At 73.8% G+C, this 22,917-nt stretch carries 26 protein-coding genes; 20 read left to right on the top strand and 6 right to left on the bottom strand.

Translation table 11 applies throughout. The features are described 5' to 3' along the window. Positions 1 to 70 precede the first annotated feature (70 nt). Genes hisD through hisF form a run of 8 tightly spaced genes read left to right on the top strand, consistent with a single transcriptional unit; the run spans position 71 to position 5,850 of the window. Positions 71 to 1,393, top strand: coding sequence for a histidinol dehydrogenase (gene hisD / locus ACSHWO_RS24945; protein WP_361088148.1), 1,323 nt, complete (start codon positions 71 to 73; stop codon positions 1,391 to 1,393). After that, a complete protein-coding gene (locus tag ACSHWO_RS24950) occupies positions 1,390 to 2,541 on the top strand; it encodes a histidinol-phosphate transaminase (protein ID WP_438315051.1) in 1,152 nt (383 codons plus the stop codon). The genes hisD and ACSHWO_RS24950 overlap by 4 nt, the downstream gene beginning before the upstream one ends. Further along, positions 2,538 to 3,137 (top strand): imidazoleglycerol-phosphate dehydratase HisB, encoded by a 600-nt coding sequence (hisB, locus tag ACSHWO_RS24955; protein ID WP_361088145.1) that lies wholly within the window; start codon positions 2,538 to 2,540, stop codon positions 3,135 to 3,137. Before ACSHWO_RS24950 ends, hisB begins: the two co-directional genes overlap by 4 nt. Before the next feature lie 2 nt (positions 3,138 to 3,139). Further along, a complete protein-coding gene (locus ACSHWO_RS24960) occupies positions 3,140 to 3,307 on the top strand; it encodes a hypothetical protein (protein ID WP_361088141.1) in 168 nt (55 codons plus the stop codon). Beyond that, a complete protein-coding gene (hisH, locus tag ACSHWO_RS24965; protein WP_438315055.1) occupies positions 3,304 to 3,954 on the top strand; it encodes an imidazole glycerol phosphate synthase subunit HisH in 651 nt (216 codons plus the stop codon). The genes ACSHWO_RS24960 and hisH overlap by 4 nt, the downstream gene beginning before the upstream one ends. After that, positions 3,954 to 4,697, top strand: a complete 744-nt coding sequence (priA, locus tag ACSHWO_RS24970; RefSeq protein ID WP_438315058.1) for a bifunctional 1-(5-phosphoribosyl)-5-((5-phosphoribosylamino)methylideneamino)imidazole-4-carboxamide isomerase/phosphoribosylanthranilate isomerase PriA — start codon at positions 3,954 to 3,956, stop codon at positions 4,695 to 4,697. The genes hisH and priA overlap by 1 nt, the downstream gene beginning before the upstream one ends. Further along, positions 4,694 to 5,095, top strand: coding sequence for a RidA family protein (locus ACSHWO_RS24975; RefSeq protein ID WP_438315061.1), 402 nt, complete (start codon positions 4,694 to 4,696; stop codon positions 5,093 to 5,095). Before priA ends, ACSHWO_RS24975 begins: the two co-directional genes overlap by 4 nt. Next, complete coding sequence (hisF, locus tag ACSHWO_RS24980) at positions 5,095 to 5,850, top strand: imidazole glycerol phosphate synthase subunit HisF (RefSeq protein WP_361088131.1); 756 nt, start codon at positions 5,095 to 5,097, stop codon at positions 5,848 to 5,850. Before ACSHWO_RS24975 ends, hisF begins: the two co-directional genes overlap by 1 nt. A 200-nt stretch (positions 5,851 to 6,050) precedes the next feature. On the opposite strand, the gene ACSHWO_RS24985 is transcribed toward hisF, so the two are convergent. After that, positions 6,051 to 6,683: a TIGR03085 family metal-binding protein gene (locus tag ACSHWO_RS24985; RefSeq protein ID WP_385820330.1), complete on the bottom strand. Its 633-nt coding sequence runs from the start codon at positions 6,681 to 6,683 to the stop codon at positions 6,051 to 6,053. An 85-nt stretch (positions 6,684 to 6,768) separates the two neighbouring features. Here ACSHWO_RS24985 and hisI point away from each other — a divergent pair, with 85 nt between their 5' ends. From hisI to ACSHWO_RS25045, 12 genes are all read left to right on the top strand, one after another. Continuing rightward, on the top strand, positions 6,769 to 7,146 hold the full coding sequence (gene hisI, locus ACSHWO_RS24990) for a phosphoribosyl-AMP cyclohydrolase (RefSeq protein WP_360635151.1): 378 nt from the start codon (positions 6,769 to 6,771) through the stop codon (positions 7,144 to 7,146). An 8-nt stretch (positions 7,147 to 7,154) separates the two neighbouring features. Next, complete coding sequence (locus ACSHWO_RS24995) at positions 7,155 to 8,645, top strand: anthranilate synthase component I (RefSeq protein WP_385820224.1); 1,491 nt, start codon at positions 7,155 to 7,157, stop codon at positions 8,643 to 8,645. A 22-nt stretch (positions 8,646 to 8,667) separates the two neighbouring features. Beyond that, the gene (locus ACSHWO_RS25000) at positions 8,668 to 9,315 is read left to right on the top strand and encodes a TIGR02234 family membrane protein (RefSeq protein WP_385820192.1); all 648 of its coding nucleotides are present in this window, start codon (positions 8,668 to 8,670) and stop codon (positions 9,313 to 9,315) included. An 82-nt stretch (positions 9,316 to 9,397) separates the two neighbouring features. After that, positions 9,398 to 9,637, top strand: coding sequence for an HGxxPAAW family protein (locus ACSHWO_RS25005; protein ID WP_361088119.1), 240 nt, complete (start codon positions 9,398 to 9,400; stop codon positions 9,635 to 9,637). 67 nt (positions 9,638 to 9,704) lie between these two features. Further along, positions 9,705 to 10,193 carry a DUF2752 domain-containing protein gene (locus ACSHWO_RS25010; RefSeq protein ID WP_438315068.1) on the top strand — a complete coding sequence of 163 codons (489 nt, stop codon included), beginning with the start codon at positions 9,705 to 9,707 and terminating at the stop codon, positions 10,191 to 10,193. Positions 10,194 to 10,355: 162 nt separating this feature from the next. Further along, positions 10,356 to 11,165, top strand: coding sequence for an indole-3-glycerol phosphate synthase TrpC (gene trpC, locus ACSHWO_RS25015; protein ID WP_361088113.1), 810 nt, complete (start codon positions 10,356 to 10,358; stop codon positions 11,163 to 11,165). Positions 11,166 to 11,173: 8 nt separating this feature from the next. Then, positions 11,174 to 11,386, top strand: a complete 213-nt coding sequence (gene trpM, locus ACSHWO_RS25020; protein WP_361088111.1) for a tryptophan biosynthesis modulator TrpM — start codon at positions 11,174 to 11,176, stop codon at positions 11,384 to 11,386. A 215-nt stretch (positions 11,387 to 11,601) separates the two neighbouring features. After that, positions 11,602 to 12,852 (top strand): tryptophan synthase subunit beta, encoded by a 1,251-nt coding sequence (gene trpB / locus ACSHWO_RS25025; protein ID WP_361088108.1) that lies wholly within the window; start codon positions 11,602 to 11,604, stop codon positions 12,850 to 12,852. Beyond that, positions 12,849 to 13,673, top strand: a complete 825-nt coding sequence (trpA, locus tag ACSHWO_RS25030; RefSeq protein WP_361088105.1) for a tryptophan synthase subunit alpha — start codon at positions 12,849 to 12,851, stop codon at positions 13,671 to 13,673. The genes trpB and trpA overlap by 4 nt, the downstream gene beginning before the upstream one ends. A 94-nt stretch (positions 13,674 to 13,767) precedes the next feature. Further along, positions 13,768 to 14,664, top strand: a complete 897-nt coding sequence (locus ACSHWO_RS25035) for a DsbA family protein (protein WP_438315073.1) — start codon at positions 13,768 to 13,770, stop codon at positions 14,662 to 14,664. Positions 14,665 to 14,787: 123 nt separating this feature from the next. Continuing rightward, positions 14,788 to 15,837, top strand: coding sequence for a prolipoprotein diacylglyceryl transferase (lgt, locus tag ACSHWO_RS25040; RefSeq protein ID WP_438315076.1), 1,050 nt, complete (start codon positions 14,788 to 14,790; stop codon positions 15,835 to 15,837). Positions 15,838 to 15,929: 92 nt separating this feature from the next. Further along, positions 15,930 to 17,321 (top strand): glycosyl hydrolase family 28-related protein, encoded by a 1,392-nt coding sequence (locus ACSHWO_RS25045; RefSeq protein WP_438315079.1) that lies wholly within the window; start codon positions 15,930 to 15,932, stop codon positions 17,319 to 17,321. 63 nt (positions 17,322 to 17,384) lie between these two features. Here the strand turns inward: ACSHWO_RS25045 and ACSHWO_RS25050 are convergent, their stop codons facing one another. From ACSHWO_RS25050 to ACSHWO_RS25070, 5 genes are read right to left on the bottom strand one after another with little or no spacing between them, the layout of a single operon-like run. After that, on the bottom strand, positions 17,385 to 18,206 hold the full coding sequence (locus ACSHWO_RS25050) for an HpcH/HpaI aldolase/citrate lyase family protein (protein ID WP_438315082.1): 822 nt from the start codon (positions 18,204 to 18,206) through the stop codon (positions 17,385 to 17,387). Beyond that, positions 18,203 to 19,474 (bottom strand): CaiB/BaiF CoA transferase family protein, encoded by a 1,272-nt coding sequence (locus ACSHWO_RS25055; protein WP_438315085.1) that lies wholly within the window; start codon positions 19,472 to 19,474, stop codon positions 18,203 to 18,205. The genes ACSHWO_RS25050 and ACSHWO_RS25055 overlap by 4 nt, the downstream gene beginning before the upstream one ends. Then, entirely contained in the window at positions 19,471 to 20,376 is a 906-nt protein-coding gene (gene rbsK, locus ACSHWO_RS25060; RefSeq protein ID WP_438315088.1) for a ribokinase, read from the bottom strand. Before rbsK ends, ACSHWO_RS25055 begins: the two co-directional genes overlap by 4 nt. Next, positions 20,373 to 21,773, bottom strand: coding sequence for an ADP-ribosylglycohydrolase family protein (locus ACSHWO_RS25065; RefSeq protein ID WP_438315091.1), 1,401 nt, complete (start codon positions 21,771 to 21,773; stop codon positions 20,373 to 20,375). The genes rbsK and ACSHWO_RS25065 overlap by 4 nt, the downstream gene beginning before the upstream one ends. Beyond that, complete coding sequence (locus ACSHWO_RS25070; protein WP_438315094.1) at positions 21,770 to 22,912, bottom strand: ADP-ribosylglycohydrolase family protein; 1,143 nt, start codon at positions 22,910 to 22,912, stop codon at positions 21,770 to 21,772. The genes ACSHWO_RS25065 and ACSHWO_RS25070 overlap by 4 nt, the downstream gene beginning before the upstream one ends. Positions 22,913 to 22,917 lie beyond the last annotated feature (5 nt).

The raw sequence follows: 22,917 nt of genomic DNA on the forward strand, positions 1-22,917 counted from the left end.
ACAGCCGGGGCGTGTATCAGCCAGTGATACGGGCGGACGGCCGTGGGAGCCGGTCTGAGAGAATTGGGAGGTGATCTCTCGTATCGATCTGCGCGGCAACGCCCTCCCCGAGGGCGCAGCCCTGCGCGACCTGCTTCCCCGTGCCGAGTTCGACGTGGAAGCCGCCCTGGAGAAGGTGCGGCCCATCTGCGAGGACGTCCATCATCGTGGCACCGCGGCGCTGATCGAGTACGCGCAGAAGTTCGACGGCGTGCGGCTGGAACAGGTCAGGGTGCCCGCCGAGGCCCTCGCCAAGGCCCTCGACGAGCTCGACCCGGCGGTCCGCGCGGCCCTCGAGGAGTCGATCCGCCGCGCCCGGACCGTCCACCGCGCGCAGCGCCGCACCGAGCACACCACCCAGGTGGTCCCCGGCGGCACCGTGACCGAGAAGTGGGTTCCGGTCGAGCGCGTCGGCCTGTACGCACCCGGCGGCCGCTCGGTGTACCCGTCCTCCGTCGTGATGAACGTCGTCCCGGCCCAGGAGGCGGGCGTGGAGTCCATCGCCCTGGCCTCCCCGCCGCAGGCCGAGTTCGACGGCCTGCCGCACCCGACGATCCTCGCCGCCTGCGCCCTGCTCGGCGTCGACGAGGTGTACGCGGTGGGCGGCGCCGTCGCCGTCGCGATGTTCGCGTACGGCACCGAGGACTGCCTGCCGGTCAACATGGTCACCGGCCCCGGCAACATCTGGGTCGCCGCCGCCAAGCGCTACTTCACCGGGAAGATCGGCATCGACACCGAGGCCGGCCCGACCGAGATCGCCGTCCTCGCCGACTCCACCGCCGACCCGGTGCACGTCGCCGCCGACCTGATCAGCCAGGCCGAGCACGACCCGCTGGCCGCCGCCGTCCTCGTCACCGACTCCGAGGACCTCGCGGCCGCCGTCGAGAAGGAACTGGAGCCGCAGGTCGCGGCCACCAAGCACGTCGAGGACCGGATCCGCCCGGCGCTCGCCGGCAAGCAGTCCGCGATCGTGCTGGTCGACAGCCTGGAGGACGGCCTGAAGGTCGTCGACGCGTACGGCGCCGAACACCTGGAGATCCAGACCGCCGACGCCGCCGCCCGGGCCGCCCGCGTCCGCAACGCCGGCGCGATCTTCGTCGGCCCGTGGGCCCCGGTCTCGCTCGGCGACTACTGCGCCGGGTCGAACCACGTCCTGCCCACCGGCGGCTGCGCCTGCCACTCCTCCGGCCTGTCCGTACAGTCGTTCCTGCGCGGCATCCACATCGTCGACTACACGCGCGACGCGCTCGCCGAGGTCACCCACCACGTGGTGACGCTGGCCGAGGCCGAGGACCTGCCCGCGCACGGCGCCGCCCTCAAGGCGCGCTTCGGGTGGAAGGTCCCCGGCCAGTGAGCACGTACGACAGCATCGACAGGGCCGACGGCGCCGACCGGGCCGTCGGCATCGACGACCTCCCCATCCGCGACGAGCTGCGCGGCAAGACGCCCTACGGGGCCCCGCAGCTCGACGTACCCGTCCAGCTGAACACCAACGAGAACCCGTACGAGCTCCCCGAGGAACTCGTACGGCGGATCGCCGAGCGCGTCGCCGACGCGGCCCGCACCCTCAACCGCTACCCCGACCGGGACGCCGTCGAGCTGCGGACCGCGCTGGCCGCGTACCTCACCCGGACCGGCGGGCACCGGGTCGCCCTGGAGAACGTCTGGGCCGCCAACGGTTCCAACGAGGTCATCCAGCAGCTGCTCCAGACCTTCGGCGGGCCCGGCCGCACCGCGATCGGTTTCGAGCCCTCGTACTCGATGCACGCGCTGATCGCCCGCGGCACCGGCACCGGCTGGATCTCCGGCCCGCGCCGCGACGACTTCACCATCGACGTGGCGGCCGCCGAGCAGGCCATCACCGAGAACGCACCCGACGTCGTCTTCGTCACCTCGCCCAACAACCCCACGGGCACCGCGGTCGAGGCGGAGACCGTCCTCGCCCTCTACGAGGCCGCGCAGGCGGCCAAGCCGTCCCTGGTGATCGTGGACGAGGCCTACGTCGAGTTCTCCCACCGGGACTCCCTCCTCCCGCTGATCGAGGGCCGCCCGAACCTGGTGGTCTCCCGGACCATGTCCAAGGCCTTCGGCGCCGCCGGACTGCGCCTGGGCTACCTCGCCGCGCACCCGGCCGTCGTCGACGCCGTGCAGCTGGTGCGCCTGCCGTACCACCTGTCGGCCGTCACCCAGGCCACCGCCCTCGCGGCCCTGGAGCACACCGACACCCTGCTCGGCTACGTCGAGCAGCTCAAGGCCGAGCGGGACCGCCTCGTCGCCGAACTCCGGGCGACCGGCTACGAGGTCACCGAGTCCGACGCCAACTTCATCCAGTTCGGGAAGTTCGCGGACTCCCACACCGCCTGGCAGCAGATCCTCGACCGGGGCGTCCTGGTCCGGGACAACGGCGTGCCGGGATGGCTGCGGGTCACCGCGGGCACCCCGGCCGAGAACGACGCGTTCCTGGAAGCGGTTCGCGCACTGAAGAAGGAGCAGCACGCATGAGCCGCATCGGACGGGTCGAGCGGACCACGAAGGAGACCTCCGTCCTCGTCGAGATAAACCTCGACGGCACCGGGCAGGTCGACGTCTCCACCGGCGTCGGCTTCTACGACCACATGCTCGACCAGCTCGGCCGCCACGGCATGTTCGACCTCACCGTCAAGACCGACGGCGACCTGCACATCGACAGTCACCACACCATCGAGGACACCGCCCTCGCCCTCGGCGCCGCCTTCAAGCAGGCCCTCGGCGACAAGGTGGGCATCTACCGCTTCGGCAACTGCACCGTCCCCCTGGACGAGTCCCTCGCCCAGGTGACCGTGGACCTGTCGGGCCGCCCCTACCTCGTGCACACCGAGCCCGAGAACATGGCCCCGATGATCGGCGCGTACGACACGACGATGACCCGGCACATCCTGGAGTCCTTCGTCGCCCAGGCGCAGATCGCCCTCCACGTCCACGTCCCGTACGGCCGCAACGCCCACCACATCGTGGAGTGCCAGTTCAAGGCCCTGGCCCGGGCCCTGCGCTACGCCAGCGAGCTCGACCCGCGCGCGGCCGCCGCGGGCATCCTGCCCTCGACGAAGGGCGCCCTCTAGCCGTGACCGGCCTCAGCACCGTCCTCATCGTCGTCGGCCTGTTCCTGGCCGGCGGCGTCTACTCCTTCCAGAAGCAGCAGATGCCCAAGTCGGTCGTCGTCCTGCTCGCCATCGGCTCCGCGATGTGTCTCGCCGCCGGAGTCCTGCGGATCCAAGGAATCTGGACATGAGCGCATCCCGCCCCACCAAGTCGGTCGTCGTCCTCGACTACGGCTTCGGCAACGTCCGCTCCGCCGAGCGGGCCCTCGCCCGCGTCGGCGCGGACGTCGAGATCACCCGCGACTACGACAAGGCCATGGACGCCGACGGCCTCCTCGTGCCCGGCGTCGGCGCCTTCTCCGCCTGCATGCAGGGCCTGAAGTCCGTCCGCGGCGACTGGATCATCGGCCGCCGGCTCTCCGGCGGCCGCCCGGTCATGGGCATCTGCGTCGGCATGCAGATCCTCTTCGAACGCGGCATCGAGCACGGCGTCGAGACCGAGGGCCTCGACGAGTGGCCCGGCACCGTCGGCCCGCTCAAGGCCCCCGTCGTGCCCCACATGGGCTGGAACACCGTCGAGGCCCCCGCCGACAGCCAGGCCTTCGCAGGCCTGGACGACGACGCCCGGTTCTACTTCGTGCACTCCTACGCGGCCCACGACTGGAGCCTGGAGGTCACCAACGCGCGGATCGCCAGCCCCAAGGTCACCTGGGCCACCCACGGCGAGCGCTTCGTCGCGGCGGTGGAGAACGGGGCCCTGTGGGCCACCCAGTTCCACCCCGAGAAGTCCGGCGACGCCGGAGCCCAGCTCCTCACCAACTGGATCGAGACCCTGTGATGACCGAGCCCGCAGCACAGCCGCTGGAACTCCTCCCCGCGGTCGACGTCCGCGACGGCCAGGCCGTCCGCCTCGTGCACGGCGAGTCCGGCAGCGAGACCTCCTACGGCTCCCCGCTGGAGGCGGCCCTCGCCTGGCAGCGCGCCGGCGCCGACTGGCTGCACCTGGTCGACCTGGACGCCGCCTTCGGCACCGGCGACAACCGGGCCCTGGTCGCCGAGATCACCCGCGCCATGGACATCAAGGTCGAGCTCTCCGGCGGCATCCGCGACGACGCCACCCTGGAGGCGGCCCTCGCCACCGGCTGCACCCGCGTCAACCTCGGCACCGCCGCCCTGGAGACCCCCGAGTGGGCCGCCAAGGCCATCGCCGAGTACGGCGACCGGATCGCCATCGGCCTCGACGTCCGCGGCACGACCCTCAAGGGCCGCGGCTGGACCAGCGACGGCGGCGACCTCTACGAGACCCTCGCCCGCCTGGACGCCGAGGGCTGCGCCCGCTACGTCGTCACCGACATCGGCCGCGACGGCACCCTGACCGGCCCCAACCTGGAACTCCTGCGGAACGTCTGCGCGGCCACCGACCGGCCCGTCGTGGCCTCCGGCGGCATCTCGTCGCTGGACGACCTGCGGGCACTGGCCGAGCTGGTGCCGCTGGGCGTCGAGGGCGCCATCGTCGGCAAGGCCCTGTACGCGAAGGCCTTCACCCTGGAAGAGGCGCTGCGGGTGGTGGCCGGCGCATGAGCGGAGCCGACGCGATCCGCCGGTACTCCTCCGGCGGTCCCTGGGAGGACGCCGTGGGCTCCTCCCGCGCGGTCGAACTGCCCAACGGGCTGGTGCTGGTCTCGGGCTGCACCTCGGTCGTCGACGGCAAGGTCGTCGCCGGCGGGCCGTACGAGCAGGCGGTCAACGCCTTCCGCGTCGCCGTCGACGCACTGGGGCAGGCGGGCCTGGGCGCCGAGCACGTCGTCCGCACCCGCATGTACCTGACCCATGCGCGGGACGTGGACGAGGTCGGCCGGGCCCACAAGGAGCTCTTCGGCGACGTCCGCCCCGCCGCATCCATGATCATCGTGTCCGGCTTCATCGACCCCGGCCTGGTCGTCGAAGTCGAGGTCGAAGCCTTCCGAGGGGAGTCCTGATGTCACTCGCCGTACGGGTGATCCCCTGCCTTGACGTGGACAACGGCCGCGTCGTCAAGGGCGTCAACTTCCAGAACCTGCGCGACGCCGGCGACCCCGTCGAGATGGCCAGGCTGTACGACGCCGAGGGCGCCGACGAGCTGACCTTCCTCGACATCACCGCCTCGTCCGGCAACCGCGAGACCACCTACGACGTGGTGCGGCGGACCGCCGAGCAGGTCTTCATCCCGCTCACCGTCGGCGGCGGCGTCCGCACCGCGGACGACGTGGACAAGCTGCTGCGGGCCGGCGCGGACAAGGTCGGCGTCAACACCGCCGCCATCGCGCGGCCCGAGCTGATCCAGGAGATCGCCGAGCGCTTCGGCCGGCAGGTCCTCGTCCTGTCCGTCGACGCCCGGCGCACCGCGTCCGGCTCCTTCGAGGTGACCACGCACGGCGGTCGCCGGGGCACCGGCCTCGACGCCGTCGAGTGGGCCCACCGCGCCGCCGAACTGGGCGCCGGCGAGATCCTGCTCAACTCGATGGACGCCGACGGCACCAAGGACGGCTACGACACCGAGATGATCGCCGCCGTCCGCAAGCACGTCAGCGTCCCGGTGATCGCCTCGGGCGGCGCCGGCAGGCTGGAGCACTTCCCGCCGGCCGTCGACGCCGGAGCCGATGCGGTTCTCGCCGCCTCGGTCTTCCACTTCGGCGACCTCCGCATCGCCGAGGTCAAGGCCACCCTCCGCGAGGCCGGCCACCCGGTCCGCTGACCCCGTCCGGCCGCAGCTGCCACTGCCGCTGCCACCGCGCGGAGCCTGTCCCCGCCCCGCCCCGCCCCTTCCCGAAACCGTGGGCTCCGCCCCCGGACCCTCCCCCAGCTACCGCTGGGGGGACCCCCAGCGCCTCAAACGCCGGCGGGGCTGGATCTCCCAGCCCGGTGTCGGGAGGCCGGGGGCGGGCGGCGGCGGGGCTAGAGGCCCAGTTGGGCCGTGGTGAGGCGGGCGACGGCCTCCTTCTCGCCGTCCAGTTCCACCGCGGCCGCGGACTGCCGCCCGAAGCAGAACAGCGTCAGCTCACCCGGCTCGCCCGTCACCGTCACCACCGGCGTGCCCTTGTGGGCCACGGCCGTCTGGCCGTTCGGCCGGCGCAGCACGAGCCCCACCGGCGAGCGGCGGCCCGTCAGCCGGGACAGCCTCTCCAGCCGGGACCACAGCGCGTCCGAGAAGACGGGGTCCAGCTCGCGCGGCGACCAGTCCGGCTGGGCCCGCCGGACGTCCTCGGCGTGGACGTAGAACTCCACCGCGTTCGCCGCCTCGTCGATCTGCTTCAGCGCGTACGGGGACAGCTTGGGCGGCCCCGTCCGGATCAGCTGGATCAGCTCCTCGTACGGCTTGGCCGCGTACTCGGCCATCGCCCTGGCCAGCCGGTCCTTCAGCACGTTCAGCAGCAGGCCGCCCGCCGCGTCCGGGCGCCGCTCCCGCACCACCACGTGCGCGGCGAGGTCCCTGGTCAGCCAGCCCTCGCACAGCGTGGGCGCCGACGGCCCCGCCGCCTCCAACAAGTCCGCCAGCAGCAGGCGTTCACGCTTGGCATGCATCGACATGCGGGCAAGCCTACGGCCGGAACCCGTCCGTCCGCCTTCCCATCAGGCGGACGGTGATCCATAACCGCCCGTCCGGCGCGGCACAATGGCCCGCATGAGTACCTCCTCCCTCGACCCCGCCATCGCCGCCCGGCTCAAGCGCTCCGCCGACGGCCTGGTCCCGGCCATCGCCCAGCAGTACGACACCGGTGAGGTGCTCATGCTCGGGTGGATGGACGACGAGGCGCTGCACCGCACCCTGACCACCGGCCGCTGCACCTACTGGTCGCGCAGCCGGCAGGAGTACTGGGTCAAGGGGGACACGTCCGGCCATGTCCAGCACGTGAAGTCCGTCGCGCTCGACTGCGACGCCGACACCGTGCTCGTCAAGGTCGACCAGGTAGGCGCCGCCTGCCACACGGGCGCCCGTACGTGCTTCGACGCCGATGTCCTTCCGCTGGCCGCCGACCAGGCAGACAGGTAACCCCATCCATGGATCTCGAACAGTTCCGCAAGCTCGCCGCCGACCGCCGGGTGATCCCCGTGAGCCGCAAGCTGCTGGCCGACGGGGACACCCCCGTCGCCCTCTACCGCAAGCTCGCCGCCGAACGCCCGGGCACCTTCCTGCTGGAGTCCGCCGAGAACGGCCGCTCCTGGTCGCGCTACTCCTTCGTCGGCGTCCGCAGCGACGCCACCCTCACCGTCCGCGACGGCCAGGCCCACTGGATCGGCACCCCGCCCGTGGGCGTCCCCACCGGCGGTGACCCGCTGGAGGCCCTGCGCGCCACCGTCCAGGCCCTGCACACCCCGCGCGACCTCGCCACCGGGATGCCGCCCTTCACCGGCGGCATGGTCGGCTACCTGGGCTACGACATCGTGCGCCGTCTGGAACGCATCGGCGACCACGGCACCGACGACCTCCGGCTGCCCGAGCTGACCATGCTCCTCACCTCCGACCTGGCGGTCCTCGACCACTGGGACGGCACGGTCCAGCTCATCGCCAACGCGATCAACCACAACGACCTCGACACGGGCGTCGACGAGGCCTACGCCGACGCCGTCGCCCGCCTCGACGCCATGGAGGCCGACCTCGCCCGGCCCGCCCCGTACACGCCGGCCCCGCTGCCCGCCTCCGAGCTGCCCGAGTTCTCCGCCCTGTGGGGCGGCGAGAAGTACCAGGCCGCCGTCGAGGACATCAAGGAGCGGATCCGGGCCGGCGAGGCCTTCCAGGTGGTGCCCTCGCAGCGGTTCGAGACGCCCTGCCGTGCCTCCGCGCTGGACGTGTACCGGATCCTGCGGGCCACCAACCCGTCCCCGTACATGTACCTCTTCCGCTTCGAGAACGGCTTCGACGTCGTCGGCTCCAGCCCAGAGGCCCTGGTCAAGGTCGAGGACGGCCGGGCCATGGTGCACCCCATCGCGGGCACCCGCCACCGCGGCGCCACCCCGCAGGAGGACCACGAGCTCGCCGAGGAACTGCTGGCCGACCCCAAGGAGCGGGCCGAGCACCTGATGCTCGTCGACCTGGGCCGCAACGACCTGGGCCGGGTCTGCGAACCGGGCTCCGTCGAGGTCGTCGACTTCATGAGCATCGAGCGGTACTCGCACGTCATGCACATCGTGTCCACCGTCACCGGGCGCGTCGCCGAGGGCCGGACCGCCTTCGACGTGCTCACCGCCTGCTTCCCGGCCGGCACCCTGTCCGGCGCGCCCAAGCCGCGCGCCATGCAGATCATCGAGGAGCTGGAGCCCTCGCGCCGCGGCCTGTACGGCGGCTGCGTCGGCTACCTCGACTTCGCCGGGGACTCCGACACCGCCATCGCCATCCGCACCGCCCTGCTCCGCGACGGCACCGCGTACGTGCAGGCCGGCGCGGGCGTGGTCGCCGACTCGGTGCCGGAGCTGGAGGACGACGAGTGCCGCAACAAGGCGTCCGCCGTGCTGCGCGCGGTGGCCGCGGCGAACCGCCTCCACGGCTCCTGAGGCGGTAGGGGATAGTGGGTACGTGAGTGCCGTACCCCCACCCCGAAACGACACCGGCGCCCCGGCGGCCTCCGAGGCCCCCGCGGGCCGCGGAGGCCGCCGCAGCGTGGCCGCCGCCCTGCTGCTCGGCGCGCTCGGCGCCACCGTCGTCCTGCTCGGCTCCGGCCGGGTGTGGGCCCGGGGCACCGCAGCCGTCGGCGGCGGCTCGCTCCCGGTGACCGCCGACGGCCAGGCCGTCACCGGTCTGCCCGCCGCCCTCGCCATCGTCGGCCTCGCCGCCCTGGTCGCGGTGTTCGCCGTACGCGGCACGGGCCGGCTGCTGGTCTCCGCCCTGCTGGCCCTGAGCGGCCTCGGCGCGGCCGTCGCCGCGGTGCTGGCCGCCGACGACCGGCAGGCCCTGGACGCGCAGGCCGCCCGGGCCACCGCCGACACGGCGGCGCAGGTGGGCGCCCTGGCGCACACCGCCTGGCCGTACGTCACCGCCGTCGGCGGCGTCCTGATCCTGGCCGCCGGGCTGTTGGCCCTGCGCCACGGCCGCACCTGGCCCGCGATGGGCGGCCGGTACGAGCGCGACGGCGGCGCCCGTACCCGCCGGCCCGCCGCAGTGGACCCGGACCGGCCCGAGGACCTGTGGAAGGCCCTGGACCGCGGCGAGGACCCCACCCGCTGACCACCCACCGCACGCGGTGCGGGACAATGAGCACCGAGCGTGCGGGACAGCACGTGCGACAGAGCAAAACGAGGAGCAACTCATGGCGGGCAGCAACCACGGACACACCCCGGCCGCCTGGACCGGTGTCGTCATCGCCTTCATCGGTTTCTGCGTCGCCGGCGCCTTCATGGTGCTGGCGAACCCGGTCGGGTTCTGGGCCGGTATGGCCGTCGTCGCGCTGGGCGGTGTCGTGGGCCTGGCCATGCGGGCCGCGGGCATGGGTGCTCCGAAGCCCGCCCACGACGACCTCGCCAAGGTCATCGCCGCCTCCAAGGCCTGACCCTCCGGGGCCCTCGCCCCGCAGCGGAGACGCAAAGGCGCGGCCCGGTGGGGCTGCGCCTTTTGCCATGACCGAGGAGAATCAGCGCGTGGACGCCCCCCGCACCTCCCCCGCGCCCTTCACCGGGCCCGTGCCGCCGGTCCCCGCCGCGCCCGCCTCCCGGGCCCGCAGGCTTGCCTCCCCGGCGCTCTGGCTGGGCTCGGCCGCCGCGGCATTTGCGTACGTGGGCGCCGTGGATCCCAATGAACCCGGCCACTATCCGGTCTGCCCGCTTTTCCGCATCACCGGAATCCTGTGTCCCGGATGCGGCGGACTGCGCAGTGCCCACGCGTTCGCCCACGGCGATCTGATCACGGCTTTCGGGCAGAATGCCTTGGCCGTGATCGGCTACTTCGTCTTCGCCGTGGTCATGGTCGGATGGCTCGTCCGGGCCTGGCGTGGTGCTCCGACCCGGCGTTTTGCCCTGCCCGCACCGTATTGGTGGGCCCTCGGCGGGGTCGCGCTGGTCTTCTCCGTCGTCCGGAACCTGCCGTTCGGATCCGCGTTGGCCCCGTGAGGCCTTATATGAAGCCGAGATTCCGAATGTCCAGGTAATGGACATCCGTCAAGTGCGTGCGGAGAGCGACGCCCGGGGCGGATACCATTTGATTGCTGACCTTGCAGTCGTACGTGTCTGTGAGGCGGCCGACCGTCATCGACCCGGAAGGGGGCCGCTCGCGTGAGTGTGCTCGACGAGATCATCGAAGGGGTCCGCGAAGACCTTGCCGAACGGCAGGCCCGCGTGAGCCTCGACGAGCTCAAGGAGCGTGCCGCCAAGGCGCCCCAGGCCAAGGACGGCGTCGCGGCCCTGCGCGGCGACGGCGTCAAGGTGATCTGCGAGGTCAAGCGCTCCAGCCCCTCCAAGGGCGCGCTGGCCGCGATCGCCGATCCCGCCGGACTCGCCGCCGACTACGAGGCGGGCGGTGCGGCGGTCATCTCCGTCCTCACCGAGCAGCGCCGTTTCGGCGGCTCGCTGGCCGACCTGGAGGCCGTCCGCGCACGCGTGGACATCCCGATCCTCCGCAAGGACTTCATCGTCACGGCCTACCAGCTGTGGGAGGCCCGCGCCTACGGCGCCGACCTCGTGCTGCTGATCGTCGCGGCCCTGGAGCAGGAGGCCCTCGTCTCCCTCATCGAGCGGGCCGAGTCCATCGGCCTCACCCCGCTCGTCGAGGTCCACGACGAGGAGGAGATCGAGCGCGCGGTCGCGGCCGGCGCGAAGATCATCGGCGTGAACGCCCGCAACCTCAAGGACCTCACCGTCGACCGCTCCACCTTCGAGCGCGTCGTCGGCGAGATCCCGGCCCACATCGTCAAGGTCGCCGAGTCCGGCATCCGCGGCCCGCACGACCTGATCGCCTACGCCAACGAGGGCGCGGACGCCGTCCTCGTCGGCGAGTCCCTGGTGACCGGACGCGACCCGAAGGCGGCCGTGGCCGACCTCGTCGCCGCCGGCGCCCACCCCGCCCTGCGCCACGGCCGGAGCTGACCCGACCCATGCCCACCCACCGCCCCTCCGTCCGCACGCGCCCGGGCCACGGCCCGGCCGTAGGCGTGCCGACGGCCCACGCGCCCCTGGCGCGCGGCTGCCGCCCCCGCGGCTGCCGCGCCCCGGCCCGGCGCGTCCACGGGCGGCGGGTGCGGTACGTGATCGGCTCCGAACCCGGCCAGGTCAACGGCATGCGATGGCGTCGCGGAGACGCGCTGTAGCGGACCCCTTCCGCCCGGCAGGCACACCTGCCACGGGCCGGTTCCGCACGGCCCACCGCCCCCACGGGCCGGCCCACCGGCCGCCCCGGGGCACGGGCCCCCCGCACCGTACCCGCCCGCACCCCGCCCGGGGTGTGGTGTGCGCGGACCGGGCGGGCGGCGCACTACGGTGACCACCACCCGCCGCACCACGCATCCCGTAGGAGTGACTGGGCATGTCCAGCGCCAGCGAGTTCTTCATCCCGGACCCGGAGGGTCACGTCCCCAACGCCGAGGGCTACTTCGGCGACTTCGGCGGCAAGTTCATCCCGGAGGCGCTCGTCGCCGCCGTGGACGAGGTGGCCGTCGAGTACCAGAAGGCCAAGGACGACCCGGCCTTCGCGGCCGAGCTGAACGACCTCATGGTCAACTACACCGGCCGCCCGAGCGCCCTCACCGAGGTACCCCGCTTCGCCGAGCACGCCGGCGGCGCCCGGATCTTCCTCAAGCGCGAGGACCTCAACCACACCGGCTCGCACAAGATCAACAACGTGCTGGGCCAGGCGCTGCTCACCAAGCGCATGGGCAAGACCCGCGTCATCGCCGAGACCGGCGCCGGCCAGCACGGCGTGGCCACCGCCACCGCCTGCGCCCTCTTCGGCCTCGACTGCACCATCTACATGGGCGAGGTCGACACCCAGCGCCAGGCCCTGAACGTGGCCCGCATGCGCATGCTCGGCGCCGAGGTCATCGCGGTGAAGTCCGGCTCGCGCACCCTCAAGGACGCCATCAACGAGGCCTTCCGCGACTGGGTCGCCAACGTCGACCGCACCCACTACCTCTTCGGCACCGTCGCCGGCCCGCACCCCTTCCCCGCCATGGTCCGCGACTTCCACCGCGTCATCGGCGTCGAGGCCCGACGCCAGATCCTGGAGCGCGCCGGCCGGCTGCCCGACGCCGTCGCCGCCTGCGTCGGCGGCGGTTCCAACGCCATCGGCCTCTTCCACGCCTTCATCCCCGACACCGAGGTCCGCCTCGTCGGGTTCGAGCCCGCCGGGCACGGCGTCGAGACCGGCGAGCACGCGGCCACCCTCACGGCCGGCGAGCCCGGCATCCTGCACGGCTCCCGCTCCTACGTCCTCCAGGACGAGGAGGGCCAGATCACCGAGCCGTACTCCATCTCGGCCGGCCTCGACTACCCCGGCATCGGCCCGGAGCACTCCTTCCTCAAGGACACCGGCCGCGGCGAGTACCGCGCGGTCACCGACGACGCCGCGATGCAGGCCCTGCGCCTGCTCTCGCGCACCGAGGGCATCATCCCGGCCATCGAATCGGCCCACGCCCTCGCCGGCGCCCTGGACCTCGGCCGCGAGCTGGGCGAGGAGGGCCTGATCGTGGTCAACCTGTCCGGCCGCGGGGACAAGGACATGGACACCGCCGCCCGCTACTTCGGGCTGTACGACAACGCCGAGGGGGAGTCGAAGTGAGCAACGAGAAGACCGGCCGCATCCAGCTGCTGAGCGACACCCTCGCCAAGGCGAAGGCCGAGGACCGCGCCGCCCTCGTCGCCTACCTCCCGGCGGGCTTCCCGACCGTCGACGGCGGCATCGAGGCCGTCAAGGCCGTCATCGAGGGCGGCGCCGACATCGTCGAGGTCGGCCTTCCGCACAGCGACCCCGTCCTCGACGGCGCGGTCATCCAGACGGCCGACGACATCGCCCTGCGCGGCGGCGTCAAGATCGCCGACGTGCTGCGCACCGTGCGCGAGGCGCACGAGGCGACCGGGGCCCCGGTGCTGGTGATGACGTACTGGAACCCGATCGACCGCTACGGTGTGGAGCGGTTCGCCGCCGAGCTCGCCGCGGCGGGCGGCGCCGGCTGCATCCTGCCGGACCTGCCGGTCCAGGAGTCCGCGCTGTGGCGCGAGCACGCCGACGAGCACGGACTGGCCACCGTCTTCGTCGTCGCCCCCAGCAGCAAGGACGAGCGGCTGGCGACCATCACGGCCGCCGGTTCCGGCTTCGTCTACGCCGCCTCCCTGATGGGCGTCACCGGCACCCGCGAGTCGGTCGGCAACGAGGCCCAGGAGCTGGTCCGCCGCACCCGCACGACCACCGAGCTCCCGGTCTGCGTCGGCCTCGGCGTCTCCAACGCCGTCCAGGCCAAGGAGGTCGCCGGCTTCGCCGACGGTGTGATCGTCGGCTCGGCCTTCGTGAAGCTGCTGCTGGACGCGCCGGACCTGCCGGCCGGGCTGGCGGCCGTGCGGTCGCTGGCGGGCGAACTTGCGGAAGGCGTACGCAGGAGCTGACCCGGGCAGGGCCGCGCAGGGGTTCTGTAGCCCGATCGGGTGGATCTGGGAGCAGGGGGGCACGGGAGTGCCTCCCTGCTTCGTTTGGCCGACCGTGAGCGAGAAGAACGACGGTGCAGACCGCCAAGCGAAACGATCGGCCCGAGAGCGGCTCCAAGTGGAGCGCGAGCGGGAGAAGCAGAAGGACAAGCGCCGGCGGACGCTCGTCGTGGTGGGGGCGGTCGTCGGCGTACTGGCCCTGGCGGCCGTCGTCGGCCTGATCGCGGCCAACGCCGGCAAGGGCGGCAAGGAGGCGGCCGGCCCGGTGACGGCCCCCTCCGGCGCAGCCGGCAAGGACGCCCTGGCCGTTCCGACCGGCAGCAGCGAGGCCAGGTCCACGCTGACCGTGTGGGAGGACTTCCGCTGCCCCGCCTGCAAGGCCTTCGAGGTCAACTACAAGGACACCGTCCACGAGCTGGAGGCCAAGGGCCTGCTCAAGGGCGAGTACCACCTGGTCACCCTGATCGACGGGAACATGGGCGGCAGTGGCTCCCTGAAGGCCGCCAACGCCGCCGCGTGCGCGCAGGACGCCGGGAAGTTCCCCGAGTACCACGACGTGCTGTTCCAGAACCAGCCGCAGGAGACCGACGACGCCTACGGCAAGAACGCCAAGCTGATCGAGCTCGCCGGCAAGGTCGAAGGGCTGGACACCCCCGCCTTCCGCCAGTGCGTCGAGGAGGGGACCCACAACAGCTGGGTGGCCAAGTCGCACGAGGCGTTCCGGGCCGGGAACTTCCGGGGCACCCCCACCATTCAGCTGAACGGCAAGGACATTTTCGCCGACCAGGCCAACCCGCTCACGCCGCAGAAGCTGAAGGAGCAGGTGGAGGCCGCGGCCAAGGGCACCGCCACCACCGGTGGGGGGAAGGCCTCGGCGTCCCCGTCGGCCTCGGCTCCCGGGTCCTCGGCCTCGCCGGGACCGCGGGCGAAGGGGACCGGCGGACAGGGCTGAGGCCAGCCGATGGAACGAGACGCTCCGGTCCGGGAGCGCCGTGCACACGAGGTGTCGATTTGATGGCAGCTTGCCGGGCGGGTTGCGGTCAGCACCGCCCGGCAAGGTAGCGTCGGACCTGCCATGGAACTTGCCTACATCCCCAGTCCGTCGACCGGCGTGGTCCACCTCGGACCGATCCCGCTGCGCGGCTACGCGTTCTGCATCATCATCGGTGTCTTCGTCGCCGTCTGGCTCGGTAACAAGCGCTGGATCGCACGCGGCGGAAAGCCGGGCACGGTCGCGGACATCGCCGTGTGGGCGGTTCCGTTCGGCCTGGTCGGCGGCCGCCTCTACCACGTGATCACCGACTACCAGCTGTACTTCGGCGAAGGCCGCAACTGGGTCGACGCCTTCAAGATCTGGGAGGGCGGCCTCGGCATCTGGGGCGCGATCGCCCTCGGCGCGCTCGGTGCCTGGATCGGCTGCCGCCTGCGCGGCATCCCGCTGCCGGCCTGGGCCGACGCCCTGGCCCCCGGCATCGCCCTGGCCCAGGCCATCGGCCGGTGGGGCAACTGGTTCAACCAGGAGCTCTACGGACGCGCCACCGACCTGCCGTGGGCGGTGAAGATCAGCGACGGCGCCAACCGGGTCGCAGGCACCTACCACCCGACCTTCCTGTACGAGTCGCTGTGGTGCCTCGGGGTCGCCGGGCTCGTGCTGTGGGCCGACAAGCGGTTCAAGCTCGGCCACGGCCGCGCCTTCGCCCTGTACGTGGCCGCGTACTGCGTCGGGCGCAGCTGGATCGAGTACATGCGGGTCGACGAGGCCCACCACATCCTCGGCGTACGGCTCAACGTCTGGACCTCGATCATCGTCTTCCTGCTGGCCGTGACCTACTTCGTGCTCTCCGCGAAGCTGCGTCCGGGCCGCGAGACGGTCGTCGAGCCCGACCGCGGCCCGGACGGGGACGCCGCCGCGAAGGCGGGGGACGCGAAGGCCGAGGACACCGGGGCCGCTGGTGCGAAGGCCGCGGACGTGAAGGCCGCCGACGCGAAGACCGGGGACGACAAGGCTGCCGAGGCCAAGGCGGCCGCGGTCGCGGAGCCCGCGGCCGGCGGCTCCGAGCCGGCCGAGGCAGCCGCTCCGGCCGCGAACACCGCCGACGCCCAGCCCGGGGCCGAGAAGCTCTGACCCCGTCCCGGCCCGGGTCGGCCGGACAGCACACCGCCGAGAGGGGCGCCACGCCGCAGCGTGGCGCCCCTCTCGCCGTACCCCCGTTTGGCATGATCACCCCCGAAGATCCACAACGTGAGGGGCTGGACGACATGACCGAGCGCCGCAGGGTGCTGCTCACCGGGGCCGGAGCCGTCGCCGGACTGGCCGGCGCGGCCTCCATATCCGCAGCCGCGCCGGCCGCCGCGGCATCCGTTCCGGACTGGTTCGACGTCAAGGCGTACGGCGCCGTCGGCGACGGCGCCACCGACGACACGCCCGCCATCCAGCGGGCCCTCGACGCCGCCCGCACCGCCGGCGGCGGCACCGTCCACTTCCCCGCCGGGACCTACCTGGTGCGGCCCGCCGCCGGGAAGACCGCGGCCCTCAGCGTCGACGGCGACGGGATCCGCCTGACCGGCTCCGGCGCGAAGACCTCCACACTGCTCAAGGGCGCCGACTGCACCCTGCTGAAGATGTCGGGCACCGGCCCCGCCTACTCCACCGGCGCCACGCACCGCCGCTACTGCTCCATCGAGAACCTGGGCTTCAACGGCAACCGCAAGACCGGCCTGCTGCTGGAGCTCTACTACAACAACAACTCCTACTTCCGCGACCTCTTCATGTCGGCCAACAACGACATGTGCATCGACGCCGTGGAATTCTGGGACTCCCGCTTCTACAACCTCGTCATCGAGGAGTGCACCGGCCCCGCCGGCAGCACCACGCAGCCCAACGTCTGGCTGCGCAACGCCTCCTCCGCCGCCAAGGGCACCTGGGGCCACAGCGAGGACAACGTCAACCAGATCCACTTCGTCGGCTGCCGCCTGGAAGCCTTCGGCACCGGAGCGCTGTGGATCGGCCAGGGCGCCGTCACCACCAACAACCCCAACGGGATCTACCTCACGGACTGCAAGTTCGAGACCTCCCGCATGCAGGGCGGCCCCCATCTGAAGACCGACGCCGGCTGCCGGCACGTCTACGCCACCAACATCTACTGCTACGCCGGCGACTTCGCCCCCGGAGCCCCCGCCACCGCGCAGAACGTCATTGCCTGGGCGGCCGCCGCCAGCGCCCTGGAGAACGTGGTCATCGCCAACGGCGGCAAGCCCACCGTCAACGCGGGAGTCGCCCTTTACTCCGGCCCCGGCTCCACCGCCGTCCTCCGCAACGTCGTCGGCCTGTACGAGACCGCACCCGCCGGCCCGCACGTCTACTACGAACAGTCGAGCACCGGCGACTTCCGGGTGGAGAACAGCTACGGCACCAAGGGCGGGCAGTCCGGCGGCACCGTCCCCACCAGGAACGCGGCCAACCCGCCGCTGCGACTGGTCCCCGGCCCGGTCACCGACGCCTCGTTCACCCGGCAGCCCGTGGACGGCACCATGGCCGTCGACTCGACGAACAAGCGGCTGTACGTCCGCGTCGGCGGCCAGTGGCTCTGGTCGCCCCTCAACGCCTGAGATCCCGGGACGCGGCCCGGCAGCCCGCCGCCCGAGGACCGGCCGGCCGCCGGGGCGGACGGCTCAGGAGTAGGCCGGCGACTCGCGGCGGGACAGCGCGACCACCCGCTCCGCACCCGCCAGCACCGCCGGGTCCACGAACCGGCCGTCGGGCAGGGCCACCGCCCCGGGGCTGCGCCGCGCCGCCGCGACGATCTCCTCGGCGGCGCTGACCTCCTCCGGGGCGGGCAGGTAGGCCCGCTCGATCACCGGCAGCTGCCGCGGGTGGATCGCCGCCCGGCCCAGGAAGCCCAGCGCCCGCCCCCGGGCGCAGGACGCGGCGAGCGCCTCCATGTCCCGGATGTCGGGGAACACCGACTGGGCGGGCGGCGCCAGCCCGGCCGCCCGGGCGGCCACCACCACCCGCGAACGCGGCCAGTCCAGCCCCGCCTCCCCGCAGATGCCCAGGTCGGCGCAGAGATCGGCCTCCCCCAGGGACAGCCCGCGCAGGGCGGGGTGCGCGCGGGCGATGTCGTACGCACGCTCCACCGCCAGCGCCGATTCCAGCAGGGCGTGCAGGGCCAGTCCGCCGGTGCGGTCCGCGGCCTGGGCGACCTGCTGCGGGGCGGTGACCTTCGGCAGCCGCAGCCCGGACAGGCCGCGCAGCCCGGTCAGCGCGGCCAGGTCGGCTCCGCCCCAGGGGGAGTCGAGGGCGTTGACGCGGACGTGGACGGCGACCGGGGGCCGCTCGGCGAGCAGCTCCGCGGTGGCGGCGCGGGCGTACTCCTTGCGGGAGGCCGACACCGCGTCCTCCAGGTCGACGATGACGGCGTCGGCCCCCGAGTGCAGGGCCTTCGCGACCACCCCCGCGCGGTCGCCGGGTACGTAGAGCCAGGTCAGGATCATAGGGCCCCCTCCATCCGGAGCGCGCTGATCTCGGCCCCGGTCAGGCCGAGCTCGGTGAGGACGGCGTCGGTGTCCGCGCCGTGCGGGCGGCCCGCCCAGCGGATCCCGCCGGGGGTCTCGGACAGACGGAAGAGGACGTTCTGCATCCGGAGCGGGCCGAGCTCCGGGTCCTCGACCTCCGTGACGGAGTCCAGGGCCGCGAACTGCGGATCGGCCAGGACGTCCCGTACGTCGTACACCCGGGCGATCGCCGCCTCCGCCTCCTCGAAGGCGGCGACCACGTCGTCGGCCTTGTGGCGGGCGATCCAGTCGCCGACCGCCGCGTCGAGCACGGGCGCGTGGGCGGCCCGGTCGGAGCCGGACGCGAACCACGGCTCGGCCGCCAGCTCGGGCCGGCCGACCAGGCGCAGCACCCGTTCCGCCACGGACTGCGCCGAGGTGGAGACCGCCAGCCAGCGGCCGTCTGCGCTGCGGTAGGTGTTGCGGGGGGCGTTGTTGACGGAGCGGTTCCCGGTGCGCGGCTGGACGTAGCCGAGCTGGTCGTACCAGAGCGGGTGCGGGCCCAACACGGTCAGGATCGGCTCGATGATCGCCAGGTCCACGACCTGCCCGCGGCCGGTGCGGTCCCGGCCGGCGAGCGCCGTCATCACCGCGTACGCGCAGGTCAGCGCGGCGATCGAATCGGCCAGCCCGAACGGCGGCAGGGTCGGCGGGCCGTCCGGCTCCCCGGTGATCGCGGCGAAACCGCTCATGGCCTCCGCGAGGGTGCCGAATCCGGGGCGGCGCGCGTACGGGCCCTGCTGGCCGAAGGCCGTGACCCGGGCGAGGACCAGCCGCGGGTTGGCGGCGGACAGCTCGTCCCAGCCGAGGCCCCACCGCTCCAGGGTTCCGGGGCGGAAGTTCTCGACGACCACGTCGGCGGTGGCGGCCAGCCGCAGCAGGGTGTCCCGGCCGCCGGGGGCGGACAGGTCGAGGGTCATCGTCCGCTTGTTCCGGCCCAGCAGCTTCCACCACAGGCCGATCCCGTCCTTGGCGGGGCCGTGCCCGCGGGAAGGGTCGGGGCGGCCCGGATGCTCGACCTTGACCACCTCGGCCCCGAAGTCGCCGAGCAGCGTGGCGGCGAGGGGCCCGGCGAACAACGTGGCGAGGTCGAGCACGCGCAGCCCGGCGAGCGGTCCGGCCCCGCCCGCGGCCCCGGCGCCGGTGTCCGGGTCGGGCGGCTCGGTACCCGGGTCGGGCAGCTCGGTGTCCGGCGCGGTCGGGGTCATGACCGGGCGCCGGCGGTGAAGGCCGCGTCCGTCTCGGCCCGCGCCGGCATCGAGTCCTGGGCCCCCGGCCGCTGCACCGACAGGGACGCCGCCGTCGCCGCCCACGCCAGTGCCTCCCGTACCGGCCGGCCCTCGCCCAGCGCCACCGCCAGCGCCCCGACGAACGTGTCCCCGGCCGCCGTGGAGTCCACCGCCCGCACCCGGGGCGCGGGCACCACGTACGGCTCCCGCCCCCGCACCGCGTACAGCGCGCCCGCCGCGCCCAGCGTGACCACCACCTCCGGAACCCGCTCCAGCAGTGCCGCGGCCGCCTGGCGGGGGTCCGTCAGGCCGGTCAGCGCCGCCACCTCGTGCTCGTTGGGCACCAGCAGGTCCACCGAGGACAACAGCTCCGCCGGCAGCGGCTGCGCCGGCGCCGGCGTCAGCACCGTCCGCACGCCGTGCGCGCGGGCCGTGCGGGCGGCCGCCCGCACCGCGGACAGCGGCACCTCCAGCTGGAGCAGCAGCGCCCCGGCGGCGGCGATCCGCGCCTCGTCGCCCGCCTCCAGGTCCGTCACCCGGGCGTTGGCGCCGGGGATGACGATGATGCTGTTGCCGCCCTCGTCGTCGACGGTGATGTGCGCGGTGCCGCTGGCGCCCTCCACGGTCCGCAGGCCCGCCGTGTCGACCCCGGCCGAGGTGAGCGCGGAGCGCAGCCGTACGCCGAACTCGTCGGCGCCGACCGCGCCGATCATCACCACCTCCGCCCCGCACCGGGCGGCGGCGACGGCCTGGTTGGCGCCCTTGCCGCCGGGGACGGTGCGGAACGCGCGGCCGGTGACGGTCTCCCCGAGCCGGGGGGCCTTGGGGACGTAGGCGACGAGGTCCATGTTCGTACTGCCGAGCACGGCGATGGCCGTCATGAGCGTGCTGCCTCCTGTGCGGTGAGCTGGGCGAGGGTGTCGAAGCCGATGCCGTCGAAGCCGGCGACGGTGGTCGCCAGGCGGTTCCTCAGGGGCGCGGCCCAGCGGTCCGGGACCCGGCCGGCCACCAGGGCGGCGATCGAGCCGGCGGTCGCCCCGTTGGAGTCGGTGTCCCAGCCGCCTGAGACGGCACGGCAGACCGAACGGGTGAAGTCACCGTCCGCGTGGGTCAGGGCAGCGGCGACGAGCGCGGTGTTGGGGACGGAGTGGACCCAGTGGTAGTGACCGTAGCGGGCGTGCAGCCGGTCCACGACGCGGTCGAAGTCCCGTTCCTCTCGCGCCGCCCGGATCGCGTGGCGGACGGCCTCGGCGAGGCGCGCGCCGGGTGGTACGACGGCCAGCCCGGCCCGCAGCGCGCCGTGCACGTCGGCCCGGCCGGACGCCGCCTCCGCGATGGCCGCCGCGGCGAACCGGGCGGCGTACAGGCCGTTGCCGGTGTGGCTGAGCGCGGCGTCCCGGCCGGCCTGCTCGGCGGCGGCCCACGGGTCGCCGGGGTTGGTCCAGCCGTGGACGTCGGCGCGGATGAGGGCGCCGATCCACTCCCGGAAGGGGTTGTGGTGGGTGGCGGTCGCCGGGGGCTCCAGCCCGAGCAGCAGGTTCCGGTAGGCGATGCGCTCGGCGGTGAAGGTCCGGCCGGCGGGGAGCTCGTCGAGCCACAGCCGGCCGACGTCGGCGGTGGTGAAGCGGCGGCCGTGGCGCCGCACGAGCAGCAGGTTCAGCAGCGGGTAGTCGAGGTCGTCGTCCTCGGGCGCGCCGTCGATGTTCTCGGCGAGGGAGGTGGCGGCGGAGCGGCGGTTCCACGGGTACGCGGCCAGCAGGTCGGGCGGCACGCCGCGGGCGGTGAACCAGTCGTCCAGCGGCCAGTTCCCAGCCGCCCGGGCCAGCGCCCTGATCCCCTCCAGCGGCAGCTTCTCCACCGGCTTCCCGAGCACGCACCCCACGGCCCGCCCCGTCCAGGCCGCCTCCAGCCGCCCCACCAACCCACCGCCCGGCCCCCCACCACTCCGGGCCCCGGCGCTCTGCGCCCCGGTGCGCCCGGCTGACGGGGCGGTGGCGGGTCCGGTCGGCACGGCCCCGGGCCCGGCGGGGGAGGAGGGGCGGGGGAGGGCGGCCAGTTCGGCCAGGAGCCGGACGGCCAGGTCCCGGAGTTCCGGCGGGGCCGGGTCGGCCGAGGCGCCGGCCCGGGCGGGGGCCGGACGGCCGCCCGCCGCCAGCCAGCGGCGCAGCAGCGGCTCCGCGTCCCGCCCGTCCTGCGCGGCCTGCCGCAGCTCGTGGCCGACGAGGTCCTCCGGCTGCACCCAGGTCAGCCGCAGCCCGCCGCCCGGCGCGCCCCTCACAGGCCCGCGATCGTCGCGAAGGCCGCCTCGTGGGCGCGGCGCCGCGACCGGTCCAGGGCGAAGACCTCCCGGGCCACCGCCGCCAGCGCCGCCGCCGGCGCGTGCAGGTCGAGCCGGCTGGCCTCCGCGACCTGCTTGGCCCAGCCCGCCGGCACCGCGGCCCCGCCCGACAGCGCCCCGGCGACCGCCCCCGCCATGGTGGCGGTGGAGTCGCAGTCCCGCCCGTAGTTGACCGCGCCGAGCACGGCGTCCTCGTACGCGCCGCCCGCCACGACGAGCATGCCGAGCGCGACCGGCAGCTCCTCGATCGAGTGCACCCGGGACGGCCGCCGGGCGGCCAGCGACGGCGCGCGGTAGTCCGGTCCGACCGAGTCGTAGGGGGCCACCGCCGCCCGCAGCGGCCCCAGCGCCGACTCGAAGTCCCGGTGGCGCCCGGCCACTTCGCAGACCGCCTCGATCGCGGCCCGCGTACCGTCCTTGGCCAGGGCGAGCGCGGCGTCCACCACCGACGACACCGTCGCCCCCGGCGCGCACGCGGCGGCGACGGCCGCCGCGAGGACCCCGGCGGCCTCCCGCCCGTACGAGGACTGGTGGGCGCCCGCGATGTCCAGCGCCTCCGCGTACGCGCCCGCCGGATTGCCGGCGTTGACGATGCCGACCGGCGCCGCGTACATCGCCGCACCGCAGTTGACGATGTTCCCGGTGCCGGCCTCGCGCGGGTCGGCGTGCCCGTAGTGCAGACGGGCCACGATCCACTTCTCGGCGAGGAAGACCCGCTGGAGGGGGAGGGCCTCGGCCTCCAGCTCCGGGATCCACCGCGGCCGGGTCATCAGGTCGGGGACCAGGTGCTCGGCGACCGCGTACGCGTCCAGGTGGTCCCGTACGGCCTCGTAGACCCGGACCAGGGCGTGCGTCATGAGGGTGTCGTCGGTGACGCGGCCGTCGCCCTTGTGGTACGGGGCGATGGGGCGGGCGGTGCGCCAGTCCTCGTACCAGGGGCCGACGATGCCGTGGACGCGGCCGCCGTGGCGCTGCGCGATCTGGTCCGGGGACCAGCCCTCCACCGGGCCGCCGAGGGCGTCGCCGACGGCGGCCCCGACGAGGCAGCCGGCCGCCCGGTCCTCCAGAGTGAGCGTCATGTCCG

This window comes from Streptomyces pallidus (ex Mingjun et al. 2026) (assembly GCF_051550185.1).
GTDB lineage: Bacteria > Actinomycetota > Actinomycetes > Streptomycetales > Streptomycetaceae > Streptomyces.

Bases quoted from the DNA above. Each gene is read 5' to 3' on its own strand.
- hisB (WP_361088145.1), top strand. From the start codon at position 2,538: ATGAGCCGCATCGGACGGGTCGAGCGGACCACGAAGGAGACCTCCGTC.
- hisH (WP_438315055.1), top strand. From the start codon at position 3,304: ATGAGCGCATCCCGCCCCACCAAGTCGGTCGTCGTCCTCGACTACGGC.
- priA (WP_438315058.1), top strand. From the start codon at position 3,954: ATGACCGAGCCCGCAGCACAGCCGCTGGAACTCCTCCCCGCGGTCGAC.
- ACSHWO_RS24975 (WP_438315061.1), top strand. From the start codon at position 4,694: ATGAGCGGAGCCGACGCGATCCGCCGGTACTCCTCCGGCGGTCCCTGG.
- hisF (WP_361088131.1), top strand. From the start codon at position 5,095: ATGTCACTCGCCGTACGGGTGATCCCCTGCCTTGACGTGGACAACGGC.
- ACSHWO_RS24985 (WP_385820330.1), bottom strand. From the start codon at position 6,683: ATGTCGATGCATGCCAAGCGTGAACGCCTGCTGCTGGCGGACTTGTTG.
- hisI (WP_360635151.1), top strand. From the start codon at position 6,769: ATGGCCCGCATGAGTACCTCCTCCCTCGACCCCGCCATCGCCGCCCGG.
- ACSHWO_RS24995 (WP_385820224.1), top strand. From the start codon at position 7,155: ATGGATCTCGAACAGTTCCGCAAGCTCGCCGCCGACCGCCGGGTGATC.
- ACSHWO_RS25005 (WP_361088119.1), top strand. From the start codon at position 9,398: ATGGCGGGCAGCAACCACGGACACACCCCGGCCGCCTGGACCGGTGTC.
- ACSHWO_RS25010 (WP_438315068.1), top strand. From the start codon at position 9,705: ATGACCGAGGAGAATCAGCGCGTGGACGCCCCCCGCACCTCCCCCGCG.
- trpM (WP_361088111.1), top strand. From the start codon at position 11,174: ATGCCCACCCACCGCCCCTCCGTCCGCACGCGCCCGGGCCACGGCCCG.
- trpB (WP_361088108.1), top strand. From the start codon at position 11,602: ATGTCCAGCGCCAGCGAGTTCTTCATCCCGGACCCGGAGGGTCACGTC.
- lgt (WP_438315076.1), top strand. From the start codon at position 14,788: ATGGAACTTGCCTACATCCCCAGTCCGTCGACCGGCGTGGTCCACCTC.
- ACSHWO_RS25045 (WP_438315079.1), top strand. From the start codon at position 15,930: ATGATCACCCCCGAAGATCCACAACGTGAGGGGCTGGACGACATGACC.
- ACSHWO_RS25050 (WP_438315082.1), bottom strand. From the start codon at position 18,206: ATGATCCTGACCTGGCTCTACGTACCCGGCGACCGCGCGGGGGTGGTC.
- ACSHWO_RS25055 (WP_438315085.1), bottom strand. From the start codon at position 19,474: ATGACCCCGACCGCGCCGGACACCGAGCTGCCCGACCCGGGTACCGAG.
- rbsK (WP_438315088.1), bottom strand. From the start codon at position 20,376: ATGACGGCCATCGCCGTGCTCGGCAGTACGAACATGGACCTCGTCGCC.
- ACSHWO_RS25070 (WP_438315094.1), bottom strand. From the start codon at position 22,912: ATGACGCTCACTCTGGAGGACCGGGCGGCCGGCTGCCTCGTCGGGGCC.